An 18,832-nucleotide genomic window follows, 5' to 3' on the forward strand; every position below is an offset into this window, starting at 1 on the left:
AAGGCGCTAGGTTCCTTTACCCCTCTACTTAGTCTGACTGATAATCTGTATTACTTACTACCGTATTAAAAAAATTTACTGAATGGTATGGGTGGCACATTTATAGTTGTAACCAGCTATTCAGTCGGAATTTTCTATTGAATTTACTTATTTTCAATCACTTCATGCTATTCATTTTTCATAGCCTTATCGACTTTTTGATTGACCGATTCTTGGTAGAGATCTGCGTAAGTTTTTGAATCTTCAATCAGCGCATCGCAGAAAGCAGCAACGTCTGTTCCTGTGACTTCAAGTACACCTTTGCCAGCTGCTGCACCTTCTTCAAAGAAGCTTATAATTTCCGAGAGCAGTCCGATACCTTCGTTTAGCTCAACAGGACCTACTTTGAAGAGATATTTTTGGATCTCTTTATAGACAATTTGGTAATCTTGTGGAAGCGCTTTGACACGCGAAACATGGGCTCTCCATTCTTTTTTACCTTGTATGATTTTTTTGATACTCATTTTTGTCCTCCTAATTTTCTTGCTACGTTCTTGTTGAGTTGATCACGCCATTTATCTCGATAAGTTTTTGCGCCATCGTCACCAACAAGCGCTGCACAGAAGCCTTCGATATCATCTCCTAGTACTTCTTCAACGCTCTGAGCATCTGCTGATGTAACTTCAAGCAGTTCAAGAACACTTTCAAAAATCGGCAGCAGATTACGGCCGGTGAAATCTCCGTGAATCCAAAGATTACTTGTAATTTCTTTCCAAGTAATTTGATATTCAGCTGGCAAGATTTTTGCTCGTGTTTCAAACCCTTTCATTTCTTTAGTCATATCGCTACCGGTTATTTTTTCTAAAAAGGTCATTGTAGTTCCTCCTTTAAGATACAAAGCAGTTCTGCAAAGTTCTATTATTTAATCGCATCGTTGAGTTTTTGACGTTGCTTATCAACCCACGATTTTGCATCAATGACGAGATCATCACAGAATGCTGCTACGTCGTTGCCAGTAACTTCTTTAACGCGCTTACCATCGGCTGCTGCTTCTTCAAGGAGGTCGATGATGTGATTAAAGACGAATTTCGTTTCTTGCCAATCCATCACGCCACCAGTGTTCCAGAGATATTTTTGCATCGCTTTGTAGGCCTTGTAGTAGTCTTCAGGTAAGGTTTTTGCGCGGTTTTCCATTTCACGCCATGCTTTCTTTTCACTAAAATTCCCAAAGATTTTTTCTAAAATACTCATCATATTACTTCTCCTTTTGATTTTATTTTAGATTTGAGTTCGTTAATTTTGCTTGAAACAAATTCCCATTTTCTCCAAAAAATTTCAAGTTGCTCTTGTCCTGCCGCGTTGAGTGTGTAAAATTTTCTCGGCGGTCCCATAGTGGATGGCTTTTTCTCGATGTCCACCAGATTGTTTTTCTCAAGCCTCATGGTAATTGTGTAAACTGTCCCTTCAACCACATCAGTGAAGCCAAGTTCCCGAAGCTGTTGCGTGATTTCATAGCCGTAAGTTTCGCCGCGGCTGATGATCTCAAGCACACAACCCTCAAGCACACCTTTCAGCATTTCCGTAATATTTTCCAAATTTACCTACCTCATTTATATTTCACTTTATTTTTTTCAGTACTCTGTAACACAGGTACCTTGTGATACAGATATTTAGTATTACTTATTACTAGTATATAGTAATGCAGAATAGCGTCACTTGTCAATACACTACTTTACTCAAATTCATGAAGAAGACGCTTTTCTTAATTGCAGAAAAGCGCCCCAAAGTTCAAGAACGAAATGAACGTTTCGTTCTAAATATAAATTTACTTGTCCGTGCAAAATCTAGACCATCAACGAGCCACGGAACCCCCTGGCAGCATAATAGGAATCTGCTCCATTGTGATACACGAAAACGTGACCAAAACGATAATCGCAAAAAAGTGCACCGCCGAGCTTCCTAATATCAGCTGGAGTTTGCACCCAACTCGACGTTTTCATATCGAAATTTCCAAGCTCCTGTAACGCTCGATATTGTTCTTCCGTAAGTAGTTCAATGCCCATGGCAGCTGCCATATCAATTGCGCTATTTTCAGGTTTATGTTTTTTTCTAGCCTCCAGTGCTTCGCGGTCGTAACAAACACTTCTGCGACCTTTAGGACTTTCCACTGAACAGTCACAAAACATGTATTCATCCTTCTCTTGATCAAACCCGATAACATCCGGCTCACCACCGGTTACTTCCATTTCATGGAGCGACCACATTTTTTCAGCATTGGCACTCAACTTTGCTTGGATGTTTTCCCACTCAAGACCTTCATGGCGGTTCATGTTTTTCTCAAAACGGGCTTTCAATACTCTGAGTAAGTCGTCACTTTGTTCTTGTGACAACTCCTTTTTATTGCTGACATTATTTAGCTTTGTCATCTTAGTTCCCCCTGGTATATTCATTTTCCACTTTATGATTTATGTACAACTGTCTATTAGTTTATTCCTGATTTCATCCGTTCGCTATAAATTATTCTACTTAAACATTCTCGATTAAAATTCTTTCTAAAAGTTAATTTCTATATAAAAGTTAATATATCCTTTGTTGAATAACAAGTAATCTTCATATTTATCTCGATAACACTAATCTTTATCCGATTTACCTATTGCTATTTCGTCAAAGGGAGTATAGTGGTTACTTGGTAATTTTCTCTTTTTCACTGGTTTAATTATCGAAAATCCGATGGCAAGCACCACAAATGCGATGAAGAAATATGCCATAAAAACCTCTCCCATCTATAGTTTTTTGTTCCGGAAAAGCTCCAGTATACGGTATGACTACCAAAAAACACAAAATAAAGTCAGATTCTTAAACCTCCAACTTTCTTTAAGGCCAGACGGCATTTTTCCTGCATTAATCTACCTCTAAGAATCTCATCTAATAACCAAAAAAGTGAAGAAGTGAATATGGCCGAAATGAAAAAGAAATTATTGAATACTTCTTGAATATCCAGACTCAGAATATCCCATTTCCAACCAAGTAAAGTTGGAGTTAGAATGAAAATTGCAGCAAAGGTTTGATGGATAAACAAAGCTAATAAGCCTCTCATAACACCATCAAGCCTTTTTAGAATATTGTCAGATATGACTGATACAGGCAATCCAATTAAATAAACAACTGGTAGTAAGTACATGAAGGCAAAAAGACTAAAATCTAGCCCACCCCATAGGGAGAGTGCAAAAAATGCTATCAAGCATGTAGCACTGGCGACTAATATTTTTCTAATAATCAGCTCGATCACCCCAAGGTTTTAGTTATTCATACATTTCTAAAAAAAGTCATTACTTTTTTTCAAAAAACCATATAAAAATACTCAAAGATAAGAAGGATATTCCGCTAATATATATGTACTTTGTATCCAAAAAGTAGTCGGGATATTAGCATCATTACCTATTGGACCTACTTTTGGACTCGTGACATCATAGATAGCTGATAGTGCCATTAAAATTAGTGTTATTGATAATGGATTCCCTCACTATCCTGTTTTGACCCGAGTGAGGGTATCATCCGTTGCTTTTGATTCCCTCACTATCCCGCTTTGACCTCAGTGAGGGTATCATTCGATGCTTTTGATTCCCTCACTATCCCGCTTTGACCTCAGTGAGGGTATCATTCGATGCTTTTGATTCCCTCACTATCCCGCTTTGAACTGAGTGAGGGTATCATCCGATGCTTTTGATTCCCTCTCTATCCTGTTTTGACCCGAGTGAAGGTACCATCCGATGCTTTTGATTCCCTCTCTATCCTGTTTTGACCCGAGTTAAGGTACCATCCGATGCTTTTGATTCCCTCACTATCCCGCTTTGACCCGAGTGAAGGTATCATCCGATGCTTTTGATTCCCTCACTATCCCGCTTTGAACTGAGTGAAGGTATCATTCGATGCTTTTGATTCCCTCACTATCCCGCTTTGAACTGAGTGAGGGTATCATCCGATGCATTTGATTCCCTCACTATCCCGCTTTGAACTGAGTGAGGGTATCATCCGATGATAAACGATGCGGTTTTCTCAATAATCTATCTTACTTTTTCTTTCCAATTCTTGAATGTCTTTTATCAGCCGCACTTAGTACAAAAAAGGTAGATAATAAAATAGCGACAAGACTTATTATCATCTCTGTCCAATATCCTAGTGGGAATAATAATGACATCAAAAATAGAACTAATGGAACAAGTAATATTAAACTTAAGCCAATTGTAAATGCCACCTTTTCAGGTAAATCTTTAATTCTATCTAACATTGTTTCACCATTCCTTCCTAAACAATCAGCCCACTTCTTAACTAAATAGCCACCCACGATAATGTTATTACTCCTGGTGATTAATGAAAATTAAATAAGCTATATACTACAACTTTCTCAGCTGTTTTCTCATTGTCAGCGTTCGTGCTGTACCATACTTTTACCTTTTGACCATGTTTTAAATCATCAACGTTATTTACAAAGAGAGCTTTCAGACCTAGTCCTGTTATTTTAATTTCACTTGTAATTTCTACCTCTAAATTCTTATATGAGGCTTCTGGATCAATTCTGATTTCAGATAATACCAGTGTTTCTCCATTAACTTCAGATATCATTTTCTTTTCGTCAAAATCACTATATCTAAATAAATCAATTGCATACCAGACTGCAATAATTAATACGATTGATGGTATTACCCATTTAAGAAATTTCAAATTGCCCCTCCTTATTTCTCTAAAATAACTGGCATTTATTTTAATACCATATATTTAAATATTAACATAATTATTCCAATGCCAGCGCTACAATTTCCTCTCCATAAAAAAGCAGCAAAACAACAGATGAAATCTCATACCATTTCACCTGTTGTTTTGCTGCTTTTCCTATATGAACCTGTTTATCTCATAAAATCTGATTGATCCTCCATAGATTGCCTTTGACTATTCTCATTCAAAAATCCAACTTTAAAGTTTTTCCAGTTATTACATTTCTATATATTTTTTCCCCTTGTTCCGTCTCTTCTATTTCAAAGATCCCATATCCACGTTCAATGACTGTGTAGATTTCATCCTCTGCTGGCTGTTTCGCTAGAATTACCGCGTATTCTTTTCCAGGCTCCATCTTATAATCGTATTCAGATGTATAAGAAATAAATTTGGTTTCCTGTTCTTCTTTTGACAGTTTGGTTAGGCCCATTTTTTCTAAACCTTCATATTCATTCCCAACCCAAGAATTCAACAAGTTAGATATTCTTATATCCCCGCCCTGGATGTAGATTTTCTTTTTCCCGAATAAAGCACTGCCATAGACGGTTTCTCCTATTTCGACTTCCAATGGAGTGTAGGGCATATAGGTATAGAAATTTTCATATTTAGGAAGTATTTCAGCCTCCCCGATGGATTGAACTTTTAAATGTACAACAGATGCCCCTTCCACATTCATAAGTATAATCCTTGGTTCTCTAGGATTCCATGCCCACAAGTTCTCGCTCTGAGAGACCGAATAGATACCCTCAGGATCAATCTCTTCCTGAATGTTCACATTTTCCTTCTTCTCAATTGTTTGTACCTTATCACTATGGTTTCCAGCTTGCTTTTGAATGTTCATATCTTGACCGCCAATGCTCCAAATTAGGATTGCTGCCAAAGTCATAGTTAGTAATCCGGCTGCGATTACTTTTTTATTAAACCGTGAACCCTTTTGGAATTTCGCCTGTCTCTCTGCCAATGCCTTATCAATGCTTCCAGAGATTTTGCTTAGGCTTTCTTCATTTAACCGATGATTTTTTGGAAAAGATTGAAGTTCCTCATGGAGTCTGGAATCCTTCATATTTTTCGCCCTCCCATCTTTTTCTCGAGCGCTTTTAAAGCCCTATGATAGCTGAGATTCACTTTACTTTCGCTCCACTTCAATGCTTGGGCAGTCTCTTGCACAGACAACTCGTTGATTCCTCGGAACATGAGTACATCATAATAGCTTTGCTTTAATGTCCTTATCGCTACATAGAGTTCCGCCTTCGTCTCGCTTAATCCCACAATTTCCTCTGGCGAATCCGATCCCTTTGCTGAAAGACTGAATTGCAGAAGACGATTTCTTTTCGTCTCTTCTTTCCTTCTCTTTCGGCTTTCGTCAATCGCCACATTCCTGGCAATGCTTATCAGCCAGGTTCTTGGATTCGAATCCCCTTTAAACTTATGTATGTTTCTTACAGCCTTCACGAAGGTCTCTTGCACAAGATCCTCCACATCCATACCGCCTGTATAGTAGATGAGGAAATTATAAATGTCATTATGATAGTCCCTGAACCAATCTGTTATCTCGTTTTCTTCTCTCATTCCTTCTCCCCCGTAAACGCATATACCTATTAGACGTTAGTTTTTATGAATACTTTCACATGGAGGATAAATTTTCATCTAAAAGGCCCCCATTTCATCGTACAGAAATGGAGGCCTTTTCACCAGAATAGTTCATTCTAAATCTATCAAACTATTACTTTCTTATTTAATATTCTCAACTACATCATTGCAATGTAGAGATGTATTCTTTCACCACTTCATACACATACCCTTGGTTGGCTGCTGCTGTTTCCGGGTTGTATTTTCCACCGTTGACTTTGTTATTGGATAGTACTCGTATGCCTAAGAATGCGATATCATACGCACCGGCGATTTGTGCTGCTGCGGCACCTTCCATTTCTTCCACGGAAGTTCCGTATTTTTCATGGAACCAATTAATACGATCTACTTCATTATTCCAGACATCTGCAGAACCGATTGTCCCCTGCACGATTTTCCCCTCTGTATATGTATCTATTACTGCATTGGCAGCTGCGAGCAACTCTTTGTCTCCCTCATAATAGCGAATCTTTTCGGCATTAGGGTCTTCGCCAGCACTTCCTTCAGAAGCCATTAAGTCCATGGGTTTCCATACAGTTGGATCAATCCCTTGGTTTTCATCCTTATCCGCTGTTTTTAATGAACCTAGGTTGGTCGTTCTTTCTCCTAAGACAATATCAAATACGTTCAGATCCGGATCATGCCCGCCTGATGTTCCTTGGTTGATGATGGCAATCGGGTTGTATCTCTCAATAGCCACTGCAGTAGCTGCTGCAGTATTTTCCATCCCTTTACCGGTTTTTGCAACGATGACCGGGTAGTCATCTAAAGTCCCTATGTAAAATACAAACGATCCTGATTTTTCTTCTTTCACGTTCTCTAGTCTATCTGCAAATTTTTCTGCTTCAATCGGCATCGGTCCTTGAACCATGATCGGTCTTTGCGCTTCCTTTTCCTTACCTGCTGACTGGGTCGTAGAACTGCAGCCTGCAAAGACGGACACTAACAGTACCGCAATCAAGGTTAATGAAACGAATTTTTTTACCATGATGTTTTTCATACGTGATCTCTCCTAAGTAGTATTTTCTTGCTGCATTGGTTAAAAGAAAAAGGCCTAGAAAATAGAATAATTTCTACCCTCTACACCTACGAGTTCAAGTATATATTACGACGCAGACATACAGCCCTGCATCAAAAATTGGAATCAGCCTATAAACCAATCTGCCATATACTTTACATCGTAGTCCAGTTCTTCCATGGGAACCGGGTAGAGACACTCAGACCATATTACCGAGTATATACGAGTAAAAATATTTAATTTTACTACTTTCCTAATATAACAAACGATTAATGGATAATCAACAAAAATACGAATATTAATTAAATATACCTATTTAAACGTTCGGATTTAATCAAATTCAAAACTATGAAATAGGCGTTTTTCCTACCTTTATCCCTAAAATATTTTCTATTGTAAAAAGAACTATTATCTATTATAATTCCATTTATAAACTCAATAATAAAATCTTAACTGTGGATTTTTCTAGAGGTAACTCTATTTTCGCCACACGACTGTCTTAGGACAGTCGTGTGGCTTTTTGTTTTTCAATAAGGGAAAGAGGGGGATTTTTCATGAAGACTTGGCATTATGCATTACTTGTATTTATTGGAGGCTGCTGCCTCGGAATATTATCCACATTTGTGAAGCTTGCCTATTCTGCAGGTTTTTCGATGGTAGAGGTTACGGGGAGTCAAGTTCTGTTTGGGACCTTGATTATTTGGCTGGTGGTTTTATTCGCCAAGAAAACCAAAATAAGCTTTAGGCAAGCCGGGATAATCATGTTGGCCGGTATACCGATGGGATTAACCGGACTGCTTTACTATCAATCTTTACAGACACTCGATGCTTCATTGGCCATCATCTTTCTATTCCAATTCATCTGGATCGGCTCCGTGATCGAATGGGTTGTTTTTAAAAGAAGGCCATCATCAGGAAAGGTTCTTTCGATAGTGATTCTCCTTGCCGGATCCATTTTGGCAGCTGGCCTATTCGTAGAGAATATACAATCTGTATCCTTCGAGGGGGCTGTATGGGGAATGCTTTCTGCGGTGACTTTTTCCATCTTCATTTTCTTGAGCAGTATCATCGGTAAGAAGGTTCCTGCTATTCAAAAAAGTGCCCTTCTTTCAACTGGAGGCTTGATTGTCACATTTATATTATTTCCACCTGTATTCCTTCTCGATATAACGACCCTTACAGGTGTACTGCCTTACGGATTGATCCTTGGTGTATTCGGTGTGGTGTTACCGCCGTTATTATTTTCAATCGGGATGCCGCATGTCGGTCCAGGACTAGGCACGATTCTTACAGCATCCGAGCTTCCCGTTGCTATAATCATGTCAGCGCTTGTCCTATCAGAAGAAATAGCTTCCTTACAATGGTTTGGAGTTGTGCTTATTTTAGGAGGAATCATCATCGGCAATACGAAACAAAGCCAGAGGGTCAGTCTCTCTGGCTGATTCCTTCTTATTTAGGAATAATCGGTACCCATAATTCATGTCGGGGTTTATGTCCAGGTGGATAATAACATTCAATACATGGCAGATCGGCTAGCTCATATCCGGATGTAGGAACCCATTCCGAATATAAACGTTTCCATGCCTCCACGATATTTGGAAATACAGCCCATGTACTTGGTGGAATAATCAGCGTTTCCATCTCTTCGGGAGCTTCATCATGATAGCGGACACCCATAAAATAGTTAAATTCCTCATCCTTTATGGCGGCTTCCTTTCCACATACACCTAATATTCCCTCGAGTGAGCATTTCGGATTCTCCCATGACATATTTATTAATTGCTGCATCAACCCTTCTTTTTTTGCAGTGCTCCAAAGTGTTGGAATAGTTTTAAAAGCTCTGCTAGTTTTTACAGGCTTACTTTTACCTATTAATCTTATTTCAAATTCCAGTTTTTCAATCCTATACTCCATTTCAGTATCTCCTTTTATGGACAATTGAAAAGATAGTTTTGGAAAAGCTTTTAATGATTTGCCTTTCAGGCGACATTCAGACGGCTTTATTCCATGTGTTTTTTGAAAAGCACGCGCAAAGGAATCAGCAGATTCATAACCATATTTCATCGCGATATCGATAATTCGACGATCACTTTTTTGCAATTCGAAAGCAGCAAGGGTCAACCGCCTCCTTCTGATATATTCTGAAAGTGAAATACCGGTTATGGATGAAAATATCCTGGAGAAGTGGAACTCCGAACAGCATGCAACCCTTGCTATTTCCTTGTAATCTATTTCCTTGTCCAGCTTTTCCTCTATGTAATCCAATACGTTATTCATCCTGACCAGCCAATCCATAAACTCCCTCCTTCTGTTCATCATTTTAAAGGAAAAACTTACATTCAGTCCGACATTTATTGCCTGAAAAAGCCGGTTGATAATTCTGTCATTCTCTATATCTTAAAGCATCTATATTATTTCTTACAGTATTGAATACGATAGGATATTTACTCATGTTTTCATAAATAGCCACATATTGATGAAGTAGATGTATTAATTTATTTATGAGGAGTGTTAACTTTGTATCCATATTACTTTAGAGGAAACGGCTGGGAACCAATTTTGAGCCTATTACAACAAAGCCTATATGCCGAAGAAATGCTATGCTCGATAAGTAGTGAACTCTATCATATTCCAGAGACCCAGGATTTGAAAGGTAATAACGAGATGCATAGCCATTTGGTTCCCGCCTCCTACCACCGAGTCACCTCGGTTGGATCAGCCAGGAGGCTTGTCAGTGGAGAACAGCAGAATACCATTATAGTAACTATGGCAACCTATATCGTGAATGCAGAAAATCAAGACAAGGGAGTTCGTGAGTGGTTGCAAGTAATGGAGAATAATGCCGAAGATCCATATAGACCAAAGATGAGAATGTTAATACAGTGGCAAAATCAGGCAGAATCGTATTTAAGACAAGCAAAGAATGCTTTACAGTCGATGGGAGTTAGCTTTCCTTCAGATAGTGCAGATCAGGAGCAAAATTATTAGAACTATTTTCAAAGCTTCCTAAATCTATATTAAAAAATATTGTTATTTTTTAAATAAAGAAGGGAACTCCGATATTTTGGAGTTCCCTTGTTCAATTTTTGTCTCCTAAATACTTTTCCATGCGGATATCAGACCACAATTTTTCTTGCCAATAGGTAAATTCTTCTATATGGCCGATTTCCTTATAGTCCAGCTTCTGATACAGCTTCTGAGCCTGTAAGTTAAATTCAAACACGCCGAGTTCAATACGTTTCAGACCCTCCTTCTTAATCTGTTCCTCTAAATATTGTATCGCCACATAACCTACCCCTTTGCTTCGGCCTTCGGGCTCACCAATCGTAATCCCAATCCAGGCGGTTCCTGGCTCTTTTTTGTAGAGATGGCTAGGATCAACCATATAGTTCATTTCTCCGATCAACTGGTCATCCAGATATATCAAGTAGATGTGATGGTCTTCCAGCCGTTGTGTCAAGTTATCAAGTGTAATTATCCTCTGGCGTTCCAGTTCTGACTTATTTGGGTTAGGGCGAGTCAAAGGAATCAAACTTGGGTCGTTTTCCCACCGATTAAACACGTCTACGAGGGTTGAGGCAGGTTCAGTTAATTTGGTGAAATTAATATTCAATGGGCACCTCCAATGATTAAGTCGAAACCTGACTTTATATTATCCATACGTTTTGTGAATATTGACTGTCTCTAAATATGAGTTTACTTGGATGATCTATGCTCCATAATGATGTCTTTCTTAATAACATTTTTTCTAAATCTGTAATCTAACTCACTCATTTACTTTCATTAAAAAGGTGCTTTCCAGCTTTCTTTTGTTCTGGAAAAGCGCCCGATAATTGAATACCAGAAAAATGATTATAATAATTCTTTAATTTTTCTACAAACCTCGTTAATTCCAATATATGTAGTATCTATAATAATATCAGACCTTATTTCTAATAACGGTAATACTTTTTCAAAACTATCTAAAACCAGTCCCTACTCCAGATAACCATGTAACAAAAATTATTGCCATAATGAGCCTCCAATTAGATATCATATTTTTAAACCAATCAGAATTTTCATTATCAATTTTTAAAAAAACTTCGAATAAGAAAAACATAGGGAGATTTAGTCTTCCTATGTTTTCATTCATATTATTTATCTGTTTGTTTTTGCTTCTTTTTCAAATACTCCGCACGTAATTTTTCAAGTTGCTGCTTTTTATCAAATTTAGCAGGTGTCTGTTTTTCATGAAACTTTGTAACAGCTACCTTACCTTTGGTATCCAATTGATATTTCCCCACTTTGTTCACCTACTTTTCTTGTTTTTAAAGAGAATCTATTCAACAAATATAATATACCTTATCTCAAATTCGCAAATTAACTCCTGAAGATTCCCAGTCTTATTCAATTAAATGGCCCTATAATTGAATAAGAAAAGATCCTGTTGATTATGATTCAACAGGATTGTTATCAATCGTTATTGAATATGTTCAAACTTTTTATAAATAATCGAACTTTGTTTTAAACGGTCATCAATACGTTAATCTATCATTTGGCTCTTCAATATTACCCTGCAGTCCAAATAAGAACTGACTTTACCAGTTTCATTCAAATTCTATCGCACTTGATTGTTTTAGTTCATTCATAATCTCTTTTGCAATTTTGGTATATTTTTCACATAGAAAGGAACGAATTGGAGAAATTAATATGAAAAGCTAATAATATGAGGTGATAGTCATGTCAAGCCAACAAAATCATAAGGAAAAGAACCAATTTAACAACCAAGAAGAGAGTAAGCATGCCGAACAACATCCCCCATACTTTGACCCTTCCTTACCAAAGGATACCATTATTCTTGATGAAGATATGTCAAAAAACGCAACAAATGTTGATGATGTTGAAATATAGTTTGATTAAAGAACCTTCATTAATAACACATGAAACAATCCATTTTGAAAAAAAAATCAAAATGGATTGTTTCATGTTGTATGGTGGTAAATCTAATTAATGTGAATAACCATAGCAATGGTTCTATCAGAATTCCTTCATTTTTTTTTCCACTTTTTCATAGAAAGTAATTAAATTGCGATGTAAGTCTAAAGCTGGAAACTCACGGGTTCCCCAAGGTGTTTCTTCGATTACAGTTTCCTGATTGTAAAGTACACCATTCTTTTTATATTCAATGTACAGATCATCAATTTTCTCTACTTCTATTCTACAACTTGCAGTTCCTGCTAGAAAACTTTCAGCACCACTTTTAATTGGTTCTGTTAACACCTGTGGACCACGTGACTTCCAATCTGAATCGTTTGCAGCCCATAAATGAATTTCCACCTCATCACGATAAAGTAATCCAAAACTTGTATCTTTATGTTGACAGTTAAATCCAAGTTTAGCTTCATAAAATATTACTGCATCTTCTATGTTATTTACTGGAATGTATGGGATGGTTTTTTTCATCTTCATCTTTTCAATTCCTTTACAAGTATTATTTTCAACACATAGTTTTTACGAGGAGTAACCTACTCCTTTATAGTTGGCATTTGTCAGCCACCTTCTATACAGGTAGTACTAGAACTTCTAACAGCAGAATTTAATTCTTGAAGAAGCGAATTAAGCTGTTCCTTTTTAACCAATGTTTTTAAAGGCTCTTTTGAATGTGGGATTTTATATTTTTGGAATACAGCTGCTGTAACGTCCCAAACTTCAACAATTGCTTCTGGTGACATATTTGATTGAATAACCATTTTAGCTTCTCTTCCTTTTTAACATTATTTTATCATTGCCTTTTTAAACAAATCTCGTACGCTATCTACTCTTTTTTCCCTCAAATGACCCAAGAAAGCTCACTCTCTCAATCTATCAAACCATTCCTCACCATTTCCAACGCACATACGTCTCCAACACCCTCTGAATCCTGCCTTCAAACAGAGTTTCCCTCCAGTAAAGGTCAGCGGTTTGCTGAACGGCTGCACTGTGACTCGGATAGGGATGGATGACATTGGAAAGTGCACCGATTTTCTTGTGGAATTGTTTGGCTGCAACGATTTCCTGCATGAAGTCGCCGGCGTGCTGTCCGATGGCATGGGCGCCAAGGATATGGCCCTTTTTATCGGTAATGACTTTGACGAAGCCTTCTGTCTGGTGGTCCGCGATGAATCGGTCGACATTGGATAAGGGCACACGGAATACTCTGATGTCATTGCCCTGATCCCTTGCCTCCTCTTCGGTCATTCCAAGATGGAAGACTTCCGGGGAGGTGTAGATGACCCATGGCACATTGCCGTAGCTGACTTTCCGCCGCAGTCCTAGGAGTGCGTTCTGCACGACGAGCTTCCCTTCCATTCCAGCAACATGGGTAAAGGGGAATGCGCCGTTGACGTCACCAACTGCATAAATGTGGGAGACATTGGATTCGAGTCGTTCATTGACGGTGATGTAGCCCCGTTTATCCGTGAGGACACCCGCTTTTTCCAGCTCAAGGGATCCAGTATTCGGTATTCTGCCAGCCGCTACAAGTACTTCATCCACCTGGAGTTCACTCAGCAATCCTGCTCTCTTCACGAACAGGATTTTCTTGCCGTCCCGCATTTCCACTTTTTCTACAGAAGCTTCTGTCAGGTTTGTCAGTTCTTTTTCCAACAGCTTTGACATAGCCTGACTGATCTCTTTGTCCTCTTTACCAAAAAGAGTTGGCGAACTATCAATGACGGTTGTCTCGCTCCCCAACCGTGACATAGCCTGTGCGAGCTCCAATCCGACAGGTCCTCCACCGATGACAGCGAGCTTTTGCGGCAGATTCTGTAAACTGAATATACTTTCATTGGTCAGGAAGCCGCATTCCTTCAGCCCTTCCACCTCTGGCACTAAAGGACGTGAACCGGTAGAGACGACGATTTTTTTGCCATAAAGCACTTCCTCATTCACCCTCACCTCATGGGGAGACTGAAAGCTTCCCGGGCCAAAATAAACATCGACACCAAGCTTTCGGAAGCGCTCGGCATCGTCGTGCTCCTGGATATGGGAGATAGATGCGCGCACCCGATCCATCACGGCTTTCATGTCGACGGTTCCGGAAGTTTGAAGACCAAGGCCATCCAGAGAGTGTACTTCATGGACTCTGTTGGCTGCTTCGATCAGTGTTTTGGATGGAACACAGCCATAGTGCAGGCAGTCTCCCCCAAGCAGGTCATTTTTTTCTATCAGGGCCACTTTTCCACCCAATGAGGCAGCACCAGCGGCAACGGTCAGTCCGCCGGCACCGCCTCCAATAACAATCAGATCATACTTTTTCATTCCGCTTCACTCCTTATCCAATATTCGCTTCGCTTCCATAAGACGCTGAGTGCCGGTGAATGTCTCGACAAAAAAGAATAAAAGCGTGGTCCATAATACATAGGCAGGCAGAAGCATCATGATGGAAAGAAATAGGAAGCCTTCCGTTCTCTCCGCCAGTCCCGCTTGATAGTAGAAGGATTTGACACCCTGCTTTTCCGATACGGCGCCAACTGTCAAGAAGACGGTCATGGAAAAGATAATCGACACACTTAATAGAAGGAGCGCCCATTGGACGTCAGGAATGGCAAAAGTAATACCTAGGATGACACTGATTTCCACCAGCCGGTCAAACGTCACATCCATGACCGTTCCAAAGGCGGACGGCTTTGTCTGTCGTGCCATTGTTCCATCAACCGCATCAAGATAGCCGCTCAGCCATAAAACGATGACGGCGATGATTGGGAAGCCGAAGTAAAAAAAGATCCCGGATGAAACGCCTATCATAAAGGATAGAACGGTGACCTGATTGGCGCTCAGGCCTAGCTTCAGAAAGCCGGTCGCTGTCTTTTCGATGGCCGGTTGTACATATTTTCTTGCATGGGTATCAAGCATCTGTTTTTCCTCCCGCTTTAGTCAGCCCGAGCTTTTCCCTAAGTTTAGGGCTTGCGATTACCGGAATAATGGTAATAAGTAAAAATACAAGGACCGCTGCGATCACCTTCCCTATATTATCTCCTAAAATGCTCGATCCCAAAAAGTTGTAAGCAAAAGTCCCTGGGATAATTCCAATGAAGGTTCCCAGCACAAAAGGCGCAATTTTCACTCTGGATACTCCTGCTGCATAGCTGATCAAATCAAAGTTCAATAGAGGGATCAGCCTTAAAAGGAGAACATAGACAAATCCACGTTTTTCTAGTTGCTCGGTGATCTTCTTCATTCTTGGACCACTCGTTTTCCCTTTCACCAAGCCTGTGCCCACTTTTCTGGCAACAAGAAAGGACACGATGGCACCAGCAGTTGCACCGATGATGGTATAGAATGTTCCCCACACCGCCCCAAAGGCCAGGCCTGCCGTCAGCGACAAGACCGAGGCGGGAAACAGGATCAACGGCCGGACGGTATAGAGAAGTATGTATAGGATTGGAGCGAATGCTCCATAGGAAAGAATCCATTCCCTGATATCCTGTGGACTCAGATTCAAGTATTCTTTGTTGATATACAGCAGGACTACAATTATGATTGCAATACCAATTATTTTTCCAACATTCTTTTTTGACATAGTATCATCCCTATTTTTTTGAGTGAGGTGAAACACAGAATGAAAACGGTTATTCTTGTCGGCGGCGGCCATGCCCATATTCAATGCTTGAAACAGCTCCAGGAAGAAACACTCCCTGACTCGAGGTTCATCCTTGTATCCTCCAATAAGTATCAATACTATTCCGGGATGTTCTCAGGCTTCACCGAGGGTCTTTATAAGGAGGAGGACATACGGATAGACTTGACCGAGCTTTCCCGTAAGGCAGGTGTACAGTTCATCGAAGCGACTGTCACAGAACTCGACCCTGAAAACAAAAGAATCGTCCTTGATAAGGGTGAAGACTTGTCCTACAGTGTCATTTCTTTTGATATCGGCTCCAGCACGAACCATGGTTTTCTTCCCTCAAGCGCGGTCCGGACGGTGAAGCCGAATTACACCTTCCCTGACACAATAAAAGAACTCCGGGATTCCCTGTCTCCTGTGATTGTAGGAGGAGGCGCTGCGGGTGTGGAAATCAGCTTATCCATCCTCGCGCGCAAAATGCGACTCGGACATACCGGGCAGGTGACCCTGATCAGCTCTTCCCGCCTACTTCCCGGCGCGCCTAAGGGAGCTTCTGCCAGCCTCGAAGAATTATGCAAAAGCAAAGGACTTCAAGTCTTTGTAGACGAAGAGGTAGAAAATATTGAAGATCAGAGTATCCGAACGTGCAACCGCTCTCTCAATCATTCCGGGGTCCTGCTACTCACAGGGCCAGCCTCCTCTCCGCTTTTTCGGGAAAGTGGCATGAAATGCACAGAGGACGGGTACCTACTTGTCCAGTCTACACTTCAAAGCGAGAGCCATCCGGAAATCCTCGGTGCCGGAGATTGCGTAACCCTCTCCACCTACCCGGAACTTGCAAAGAACGGTGTCTATGCGGTGCGACAGGGGCCTGTGCTTTGGGAGAATATAAAACGAACCCTTTTGAAAAAGGACCTGACTACCTTCAAGCCACAAAAAAGGTTCCTTTCCATTCTATCAACTGGCGGGAAAGAAGCGATGCTCCTGTACGACAGGATCTATTTTCAAGGAAAATCCCCCTGGAAGCTCAAGAACATGATCGATCGTTCCTTTATGAAAAAATACAAATGACAGCAGCGGTCTTCTCCCTGCTGTCATTTTACTGTTATCAAATCTTCTTCCTTCTCTATTCCTATCAGAAGCTCTTCTCCTGCCTGATAGTTTTCCTCTGCCAGAATGGTCAACTGCTTTTGGTTGTCTGTCAGTTTGATATCGTAAAAGACTTTTCCGTGCCTCATTCTTTTATTCACGATAGTTGCCTTCCAGGATCGGGCATTGGTTTCTCCATGTTTGATGACATGGAGTTTTTCGGTATGCACAAACGTAGACGGATTGAGCATGAACCCGTCTGAGTAGAACTCTGCCACAAAAGTGCTTTTCGGATGGTAGTAGATGTCGGACGGGTCGCCAATCTGCTGGAGTCTACCTTCCCCAAAGACTGCCACCCTGTCCCCCATGATCATCGCCTCTTCGATATCATGTGTGACAAAGATAGCAGTTGTGTTCTGCTCTCTAAGCAGCCGCTTCACCCAATCCCTTGTTTCCTGCCGAAGCGCATTATCGAGACTGCTGAACGGTTCATCAAGCAGGAGCAGGCTTGGACTGGTGACCAATGCACGGGCAAGGGCAACGCGCTGCTGCTGCCCACCTGACAATTCATAGGGCATGTATGCTTCATAGTCTGAGAGATTGACCTTCCCGAGAAAGCTTCTTGCTTTTGACGTTTTCTCTTTTTTACTTCCCTGCTGAAACTTGAGACCGTACATGACATTATCGAGTACCGTCATGTGCGGAAAAAGAAACGGCTGCTGAAACATCATGACAACCGGCCTTTTATTGGCAGGTATGCTGGTCATTTCTTTTTCTTCGATATAGTAGGAGCCGCCAGTCATTTCCTCGAGTCCTGCCAGGCATTTGAGAAAGGTCGACTTTCCGGTGCCTGATGGACCGACAACGCTGACGATTTCACCCTTTTCCATCGTAAAGCTGACCGATTCAAAAACGGACGACGACTTTTTATAGCTTTTTTCCATATCCTGAATGACTATCATGTAAAATCACTTCCTGAAAGAACGGTTTTTATAAGGATTCATTAAATAGAACATACCTTCAAACAAGATGACCACCAATATTGGAAGAATCGCAAACAAGAGCGAAAAGCTTGCGATCACCGAGGTATCGACACTGTTCAAATAGGGAAAATACAGCAGGGCCAAGGTCAGCACATTCCCTCCTCCGATGATGGCGGTGAGGGCGAATTGACTGAGTGAGATGACAAAAATGAGAAACACTGCACTGCGAAAGCTTGAGATCATCTGCGGAAGGTACACCGAATAGAATGCGTACAGCTTGTTCCCGCCAAGTGTCACCACCTGGTTCTCAAAGCCTACGCCAAGCCTTTCAAAACCGGCGCGGAAAATCTTGATCGAATAGGGAACCGTCGGAATCAGATGAATCAGAATTACACCAAGGATCGTGTCGCTTAATCCGACGCGAATCATCGCAATATGAATCCCCATAACCACTGCAAGACTGGGTATTAGAATCGGCAGTATCAATATGGTTTCAAGCCAAGCTTTGCCTTTGAAAGAATGAAAGGCAAGCTTTCTTGCTGCAGGCAAGGCGATGACAAAGTTCAGAAGAATAACACTGATTCCGATAGCAAAGCTTGTAAGCACCGCTCGGATCAGTTGCGGCTCTCTCATAAGTACCGACCAGCCCCTTAGGCTTAACCCGGGAGGCAGCACCTCTGGCCATCGCCAGTTGTAGGCAAAACTATTTAATAGCAGTAATAGGACCGGTGTGAGAAAGAATAGCGCCCACACGACATGCCAAGTTCTTTTCATAGA

Annotated in this window: 26 protein-coding genes and 1 riboswitch; of the genes, 4 read left to right on the plus strand and 22 right to left on the minus strand. The window is 40.6% G+C overall.

Going from position 1 to position 18,832, the window contains the following annotated elements; translation table 11 throughout:
* Window positions 1-167 precede the first annotated feature (167 nt).
* The 12 genes from ABN702_RS15625 to ABN702_RS15680 form a co-directional block, all read right to left on the minus strand.
* Window positions 168-503: a DUF1048 domain-containing protein gene (locus tag ABN702_RS15625; RefSeq protein WP_417897702.1), complete on the minus strand. Its 336-nt coding sequence runs from the start codon at window positions 501-503 to the stop codon at window positions 168-170.
* A complete protein-coding gene (locus ABN702_RS15630) occupies window positions 500-853 on the minus strand; it encodes a DUF1048 domain-containing protein (protein WP_417897703.1) in 354 nt (117 codons plus the stop codon). Before ABN702_RS15630 ends, ABN702_RS15625 begins: the two co-directional genes overlap by 4 nt.
* 44 nt (window positions 854-897) lie before the next feature.
* On the minus strand, window positions 898-1,233 hold the full coding sequence (locus ABN702_RS15635; RefSeq protein ID WP_417897704.1) for a DUF1048 domain-containing protein: 336 nt from the start codon (window positions 1,231-1,233) through the stop codon (window positions 898-900).
* Entirely contained in the window at window positions 1,230-1,574 is a 345-nt protein-coding gene (locus ABN702_RS15640; RefSeq protein WP_417897705.1) for a PadR family transcriptional regulator, read from the minus strand. The genes ABN702_RS15635 and ABN702_RS15640 overlap by 4 nt, the downstream gene beginning before the upstream one ends.
* A gap of 249 nt (window positions 1,575-1,823) precedes the next feature.
* Entirely contained in the window at window positions 1,824-2,405 is a 582-nt protein-coding gene (locus ABN702_RS15645; protein ID WP_417897706.1) for a DUF4256 domain-containing protein, read from the minus strand.
* 204 nt (window positions 2,406-2,609) lie between these two features.
* Window positions 2,610-2,747 carry a hypothetical protein gene (locus tag ABN702_RS15650; protein ID WP_417897707.1) on the minus strand — a complete coding sequence of 46 codons (138 nt, stop codon included), beginning with the start codon at window positions 2,745-2,747 and terminating at the stop codon, window positions 2,610-2,612.
* Between the two features lie 80 nt (window positions 2,748-2,827).
* The gene (locus ABN702_RS15655) at window positions 2,828-3,220 is read right to left on the minus strand and encodes a hypothetical protein (protein ID WP_417897708.1); all 393 of its coding nucleotides are present in this window, start codon (window positions 3,218-3,220) and stop codon (window positions 2,828-2,830) included.
* 828 nt (window positions 3,221-4,048) lie between these two features.
* A complete protein-coding gene (locus tag ABN702_RS15660; protein ID WP_417897709.1) occupies window positions 4,049-4,324 on the minus strand; it encodes a hypothetical protein in 276 nt (91 codons plus the stop codon).
* 23 nt (window positions 4,325-4,347) lie between these two features.
* Complete coding sequence (locus tag ABN702_RS15665) at window positions 4,348-4,701, minus strand: hypothetical protein (RefSeq protein ID WP_417897710.1); 354 nt, start codon at window positions 4,699-4,701, stop codon at window positions 4,348-4,350.
* A gap of 235 nt (window positions 4,702-4,936) precedes the next feature.
* Window positions 4,937-5,593 carry a hypothetical protein gene (locus ABN702_RS15670; protein ID WP_417897711.1) on the minus strand — a complete coding sequence of 219 codons (657 nt, stop codon included), beginning with the start codon at window positions 5,591-5,593 and terminating at the stop codon, window positions 4,937-4,939.
* A gap of 218 nt (window positions 5,594-5,811) precedes the next feature.
* On the minus strand, window positions 5,812-6,321 hold the full coding sequence (locus ABN702_RS15675) for an RNA polymerase sigma factor (RefSeq protein ID WP_417897712.1): 510 nt from the start codon (window positions 6,319-6,321) through the stop codon (window positions 5,812-5,814).
* Window positions 6,322-6,505: 184 nt separating this feature from the next.
* Window positions 6,506-7,381 carry a 5'-methylthioadenosine/S-adenosylhomocysteine nucleosidase gene (locus ABN702_RS15680; RefSeq protein ID WP_417897713.1) on the minus strand — a complete coding sequence of 292 codons (876 nt, stop codon included), beginning with the start codon at window positions 7,379-7,381 and terminating at the stop codon, window positions 6,506-6,508.
* 160 nt (window positions 7,382-7,541) lie between these two features.
* A riboswitch (purine riboswitch) is annotated at window positions 7,542-7,645 on the minus strand.
* Window positions 7,646-7,953: 308 nt separating this feature from the next.
* Here ABN702_RS15680 and ABN702_RS15685 point away from each other — a divergent pair.
* Window positions 7,954-8,841 (plus strand): EamA family transporter, encoded by an 888-nt coding sequence (locus ABN702_RS15685; RefSeq protein ID WP_417897714.1) that lies wholly within the window; start codon window positions 7,954-7,956, stop codon window positions 8,839-8,841.
* Window positions 8,842-8,848: 7 nt separating this feature from the next.
* On the opposite strand, the gene ABN702_RS15690 is transcribed toward ABN702_RS15685, so the two are convergent.
* A complete protein-coding gene (locus ABN702_RS15690; protein ID WP_417897715.1) occupies window positions 8,849-9,694 on the minus strand; it encodes an AraC family transcriptional regulator in 846 nt (281 codons plus the stop codon).
* 222 nt (window positions 9,695-9,916) lie between these two features.
* Between ABN702_RS15690 and ABN702_RS15695 the strand changes: the two genes are divergently transcribed.
* Window positions 9,917-10,387 carry a hypothetical protein gene (locus tag ABN702_RS15695; protein WP_417897716.1) on the plus strand — a complete coding sequence of 157 codons (471 nt, stop codon included), beginning with the start codon at window positions 9,917-9,919 and terminating at the stop codon, window positions 10,385-10,387.
* A gap of 91 nt (window positions 10,388-10,478) precedes the next feature.
* On the opposite strand, the gene ABN702_RS15700 is transcribed toward ABN702_RS15695, so the two are convergent.
* Complete coding sequence (locus ABN702_RS15700) at window positions 10,479-11,012, minus strand: GNAT family N-acetyltransferase (protein ID WP_417897717.1); 534 nt, start codon at window positions 11,010-11,012, stop codon at window positions 10,479-10,481.
* A 520-nt stretch (window positions 11,013-11,532) separates the two neighbouring features.
* Complete coding sequence (locus ABN702_RS15705; protein WP_417897718.1) at window positions 11,533-11,682, minus strand: hypothetical protein; 150 nt, start codon at window positions 11,680-11,682, stop codon at window positions 11,533-11,535.
* Window positions 11,683-12,118: 436 nt separating this feature from the next.
* Here ABN702_RS15705 and ABN702_RS15710 point away from each other — a divergent pair, with 436 nt between their 5' ends.
* Window positions 12,119-12,289: a hypothetical protein gene (locus ABN702_RS15710; protein ID WP_417897719.1), complete on the plus strand. Its 171-nt coding sequence runs from the start codon at window positions 12,119-12,121 to the stop codon at window positions 12,287-12,289.
* A 126-nt stretch (window positions 12,290-12,415) separates the two neighbouring features.
* Here ABN702_RS15710 and ABN702_RS15715 read toward each other — a convergent pair whose 3' ends face one another.
* The 5 genes from ABN702_RS15715 to ABN702_RS15735 all read right to left on the minus strand — a co-directional run bounded on the left by ABN702_RS15715 (window position 12,416) and on the right by ABN702_RS15735 (window position 15,938).
* On the minus strand, window positions 12,416-12,847 hold the full coding sequence (locus ABN702_RS15715) for a VOC family protein (RefSeq protein WP_417897720.1): 432 nt from the start codon (window positions 12,845-12,847) through the stop codon (window positions 12,416-12,418).
* Window positions 12,848-12,927: 80 nt separating this feature from the next.
* Window positions 12,928-13,128, minus strand: coding sequence for a hypothetical protein (locus ABN702_RS15720; protein WP_417897721.1), 201 nt, complete (start codon window positions 13,126-13,128; stop codon window positions 12,928-12,930).
* A gap of 127 nt (window positions 13,129-13,255) precedes the next feature.
* Complete coding sequence (locus ABN702_RS15725) at window positions 13,256-14,677, minus strand: mercuric reductase (RefSeq protein WP_417897722.1); 1,422 nt, start codon at window positions 14,675-14,677, stop codon at window positions 13,256-13,258.
* Between the two features lie 6 nt (window positions 14,678-14,683).
* The gene (locus ABN702_RS15730) at window positions 14,684-15,271 is read right to left on the minus strand and encodes a CDP-alcohol phosphatidyltransferase family protein (protein WP_417897723.1); all 588 of its coding nucleotides are present in this window, start codon (window positions 15,269-15,271) and stop codon (window positions 14,684-14,686) included.
* The gene (locus ABN702_RS15735) at window positions 15,264-15,938 is read right to left on the minus strand and encodes a TVP38/TMEM64 family protein (RefSeq protein ID WP_417897724.1); all 675 of its coding nucleotides are present in this window, start codon (window positions 15,936-15,938) and stop codon (window positions 15,264-15,266) included. Before ABN702_RS15735 ends, ABN702_RS15730 begins: the two co-directional genes overlap by 8 nt.
* Window positions 15,939-15,977: 39 nt before the next feature.
* Between ABN702_RS15735 and ABN702_RS15740 the strand changes: the two genes are divergently transcribed.
* Window positions 15,978-17,054, plus strand: coding sequence for an FAD-dependent oxidoreductase (locus ABN702_RS15740; RefSeq protein ID WP_417897725.1), 1,077 nt, complete (start codon window positions 15,978-15,980; stop codon window positions 17,052-17,054).
* A 23-nt stretch (window positions 17,055-17,077) separates the two neighbouring features.
* Here the strand turns inward: ABN702_RS15740 and ABN702_RS15745 are convergent, their stop codons facing one another.
* Both ABN702_RS15745 and ABN702_RS15750 read right to left on the minus strand, forming a co-directional pair.
* Window positions 17,078-18,034, minus strand: a complete 957-nt coding sequence (locus ABN702_RS15745; RefSeq protein ID WP_417897726.1) for an ABC transporter ATP-binding protein — start codon at window positions 18,032-18,034, stop codon at window positions 17,078-17,080.
* A 6-nt stretch (window positions 18,035-18,040) separates the two neighbouring features.
* Entirely contained in the window at window positions 18,041-18,829 is a 789-nt protein-coding gene (locus ABN702_RS15750) for an ABC transporter permease (RefSeq protein ID WP_417897727.1), read from the minus strand.
* Window positions 18,830-18,832 lie beyond the last annotated feature (3 nt).

It is taken from the genome of Bacillus haimaensis (assembly GCF_048270625.1).
In the GTDB taxonomy this organism is placed as follows: domain Bacteria; phylum Bacillota; class Bacilli; order Bacillales; family Bacillaceae_I; genus Sutcliffiella_A; species Sutcliffiella_A haimaensis.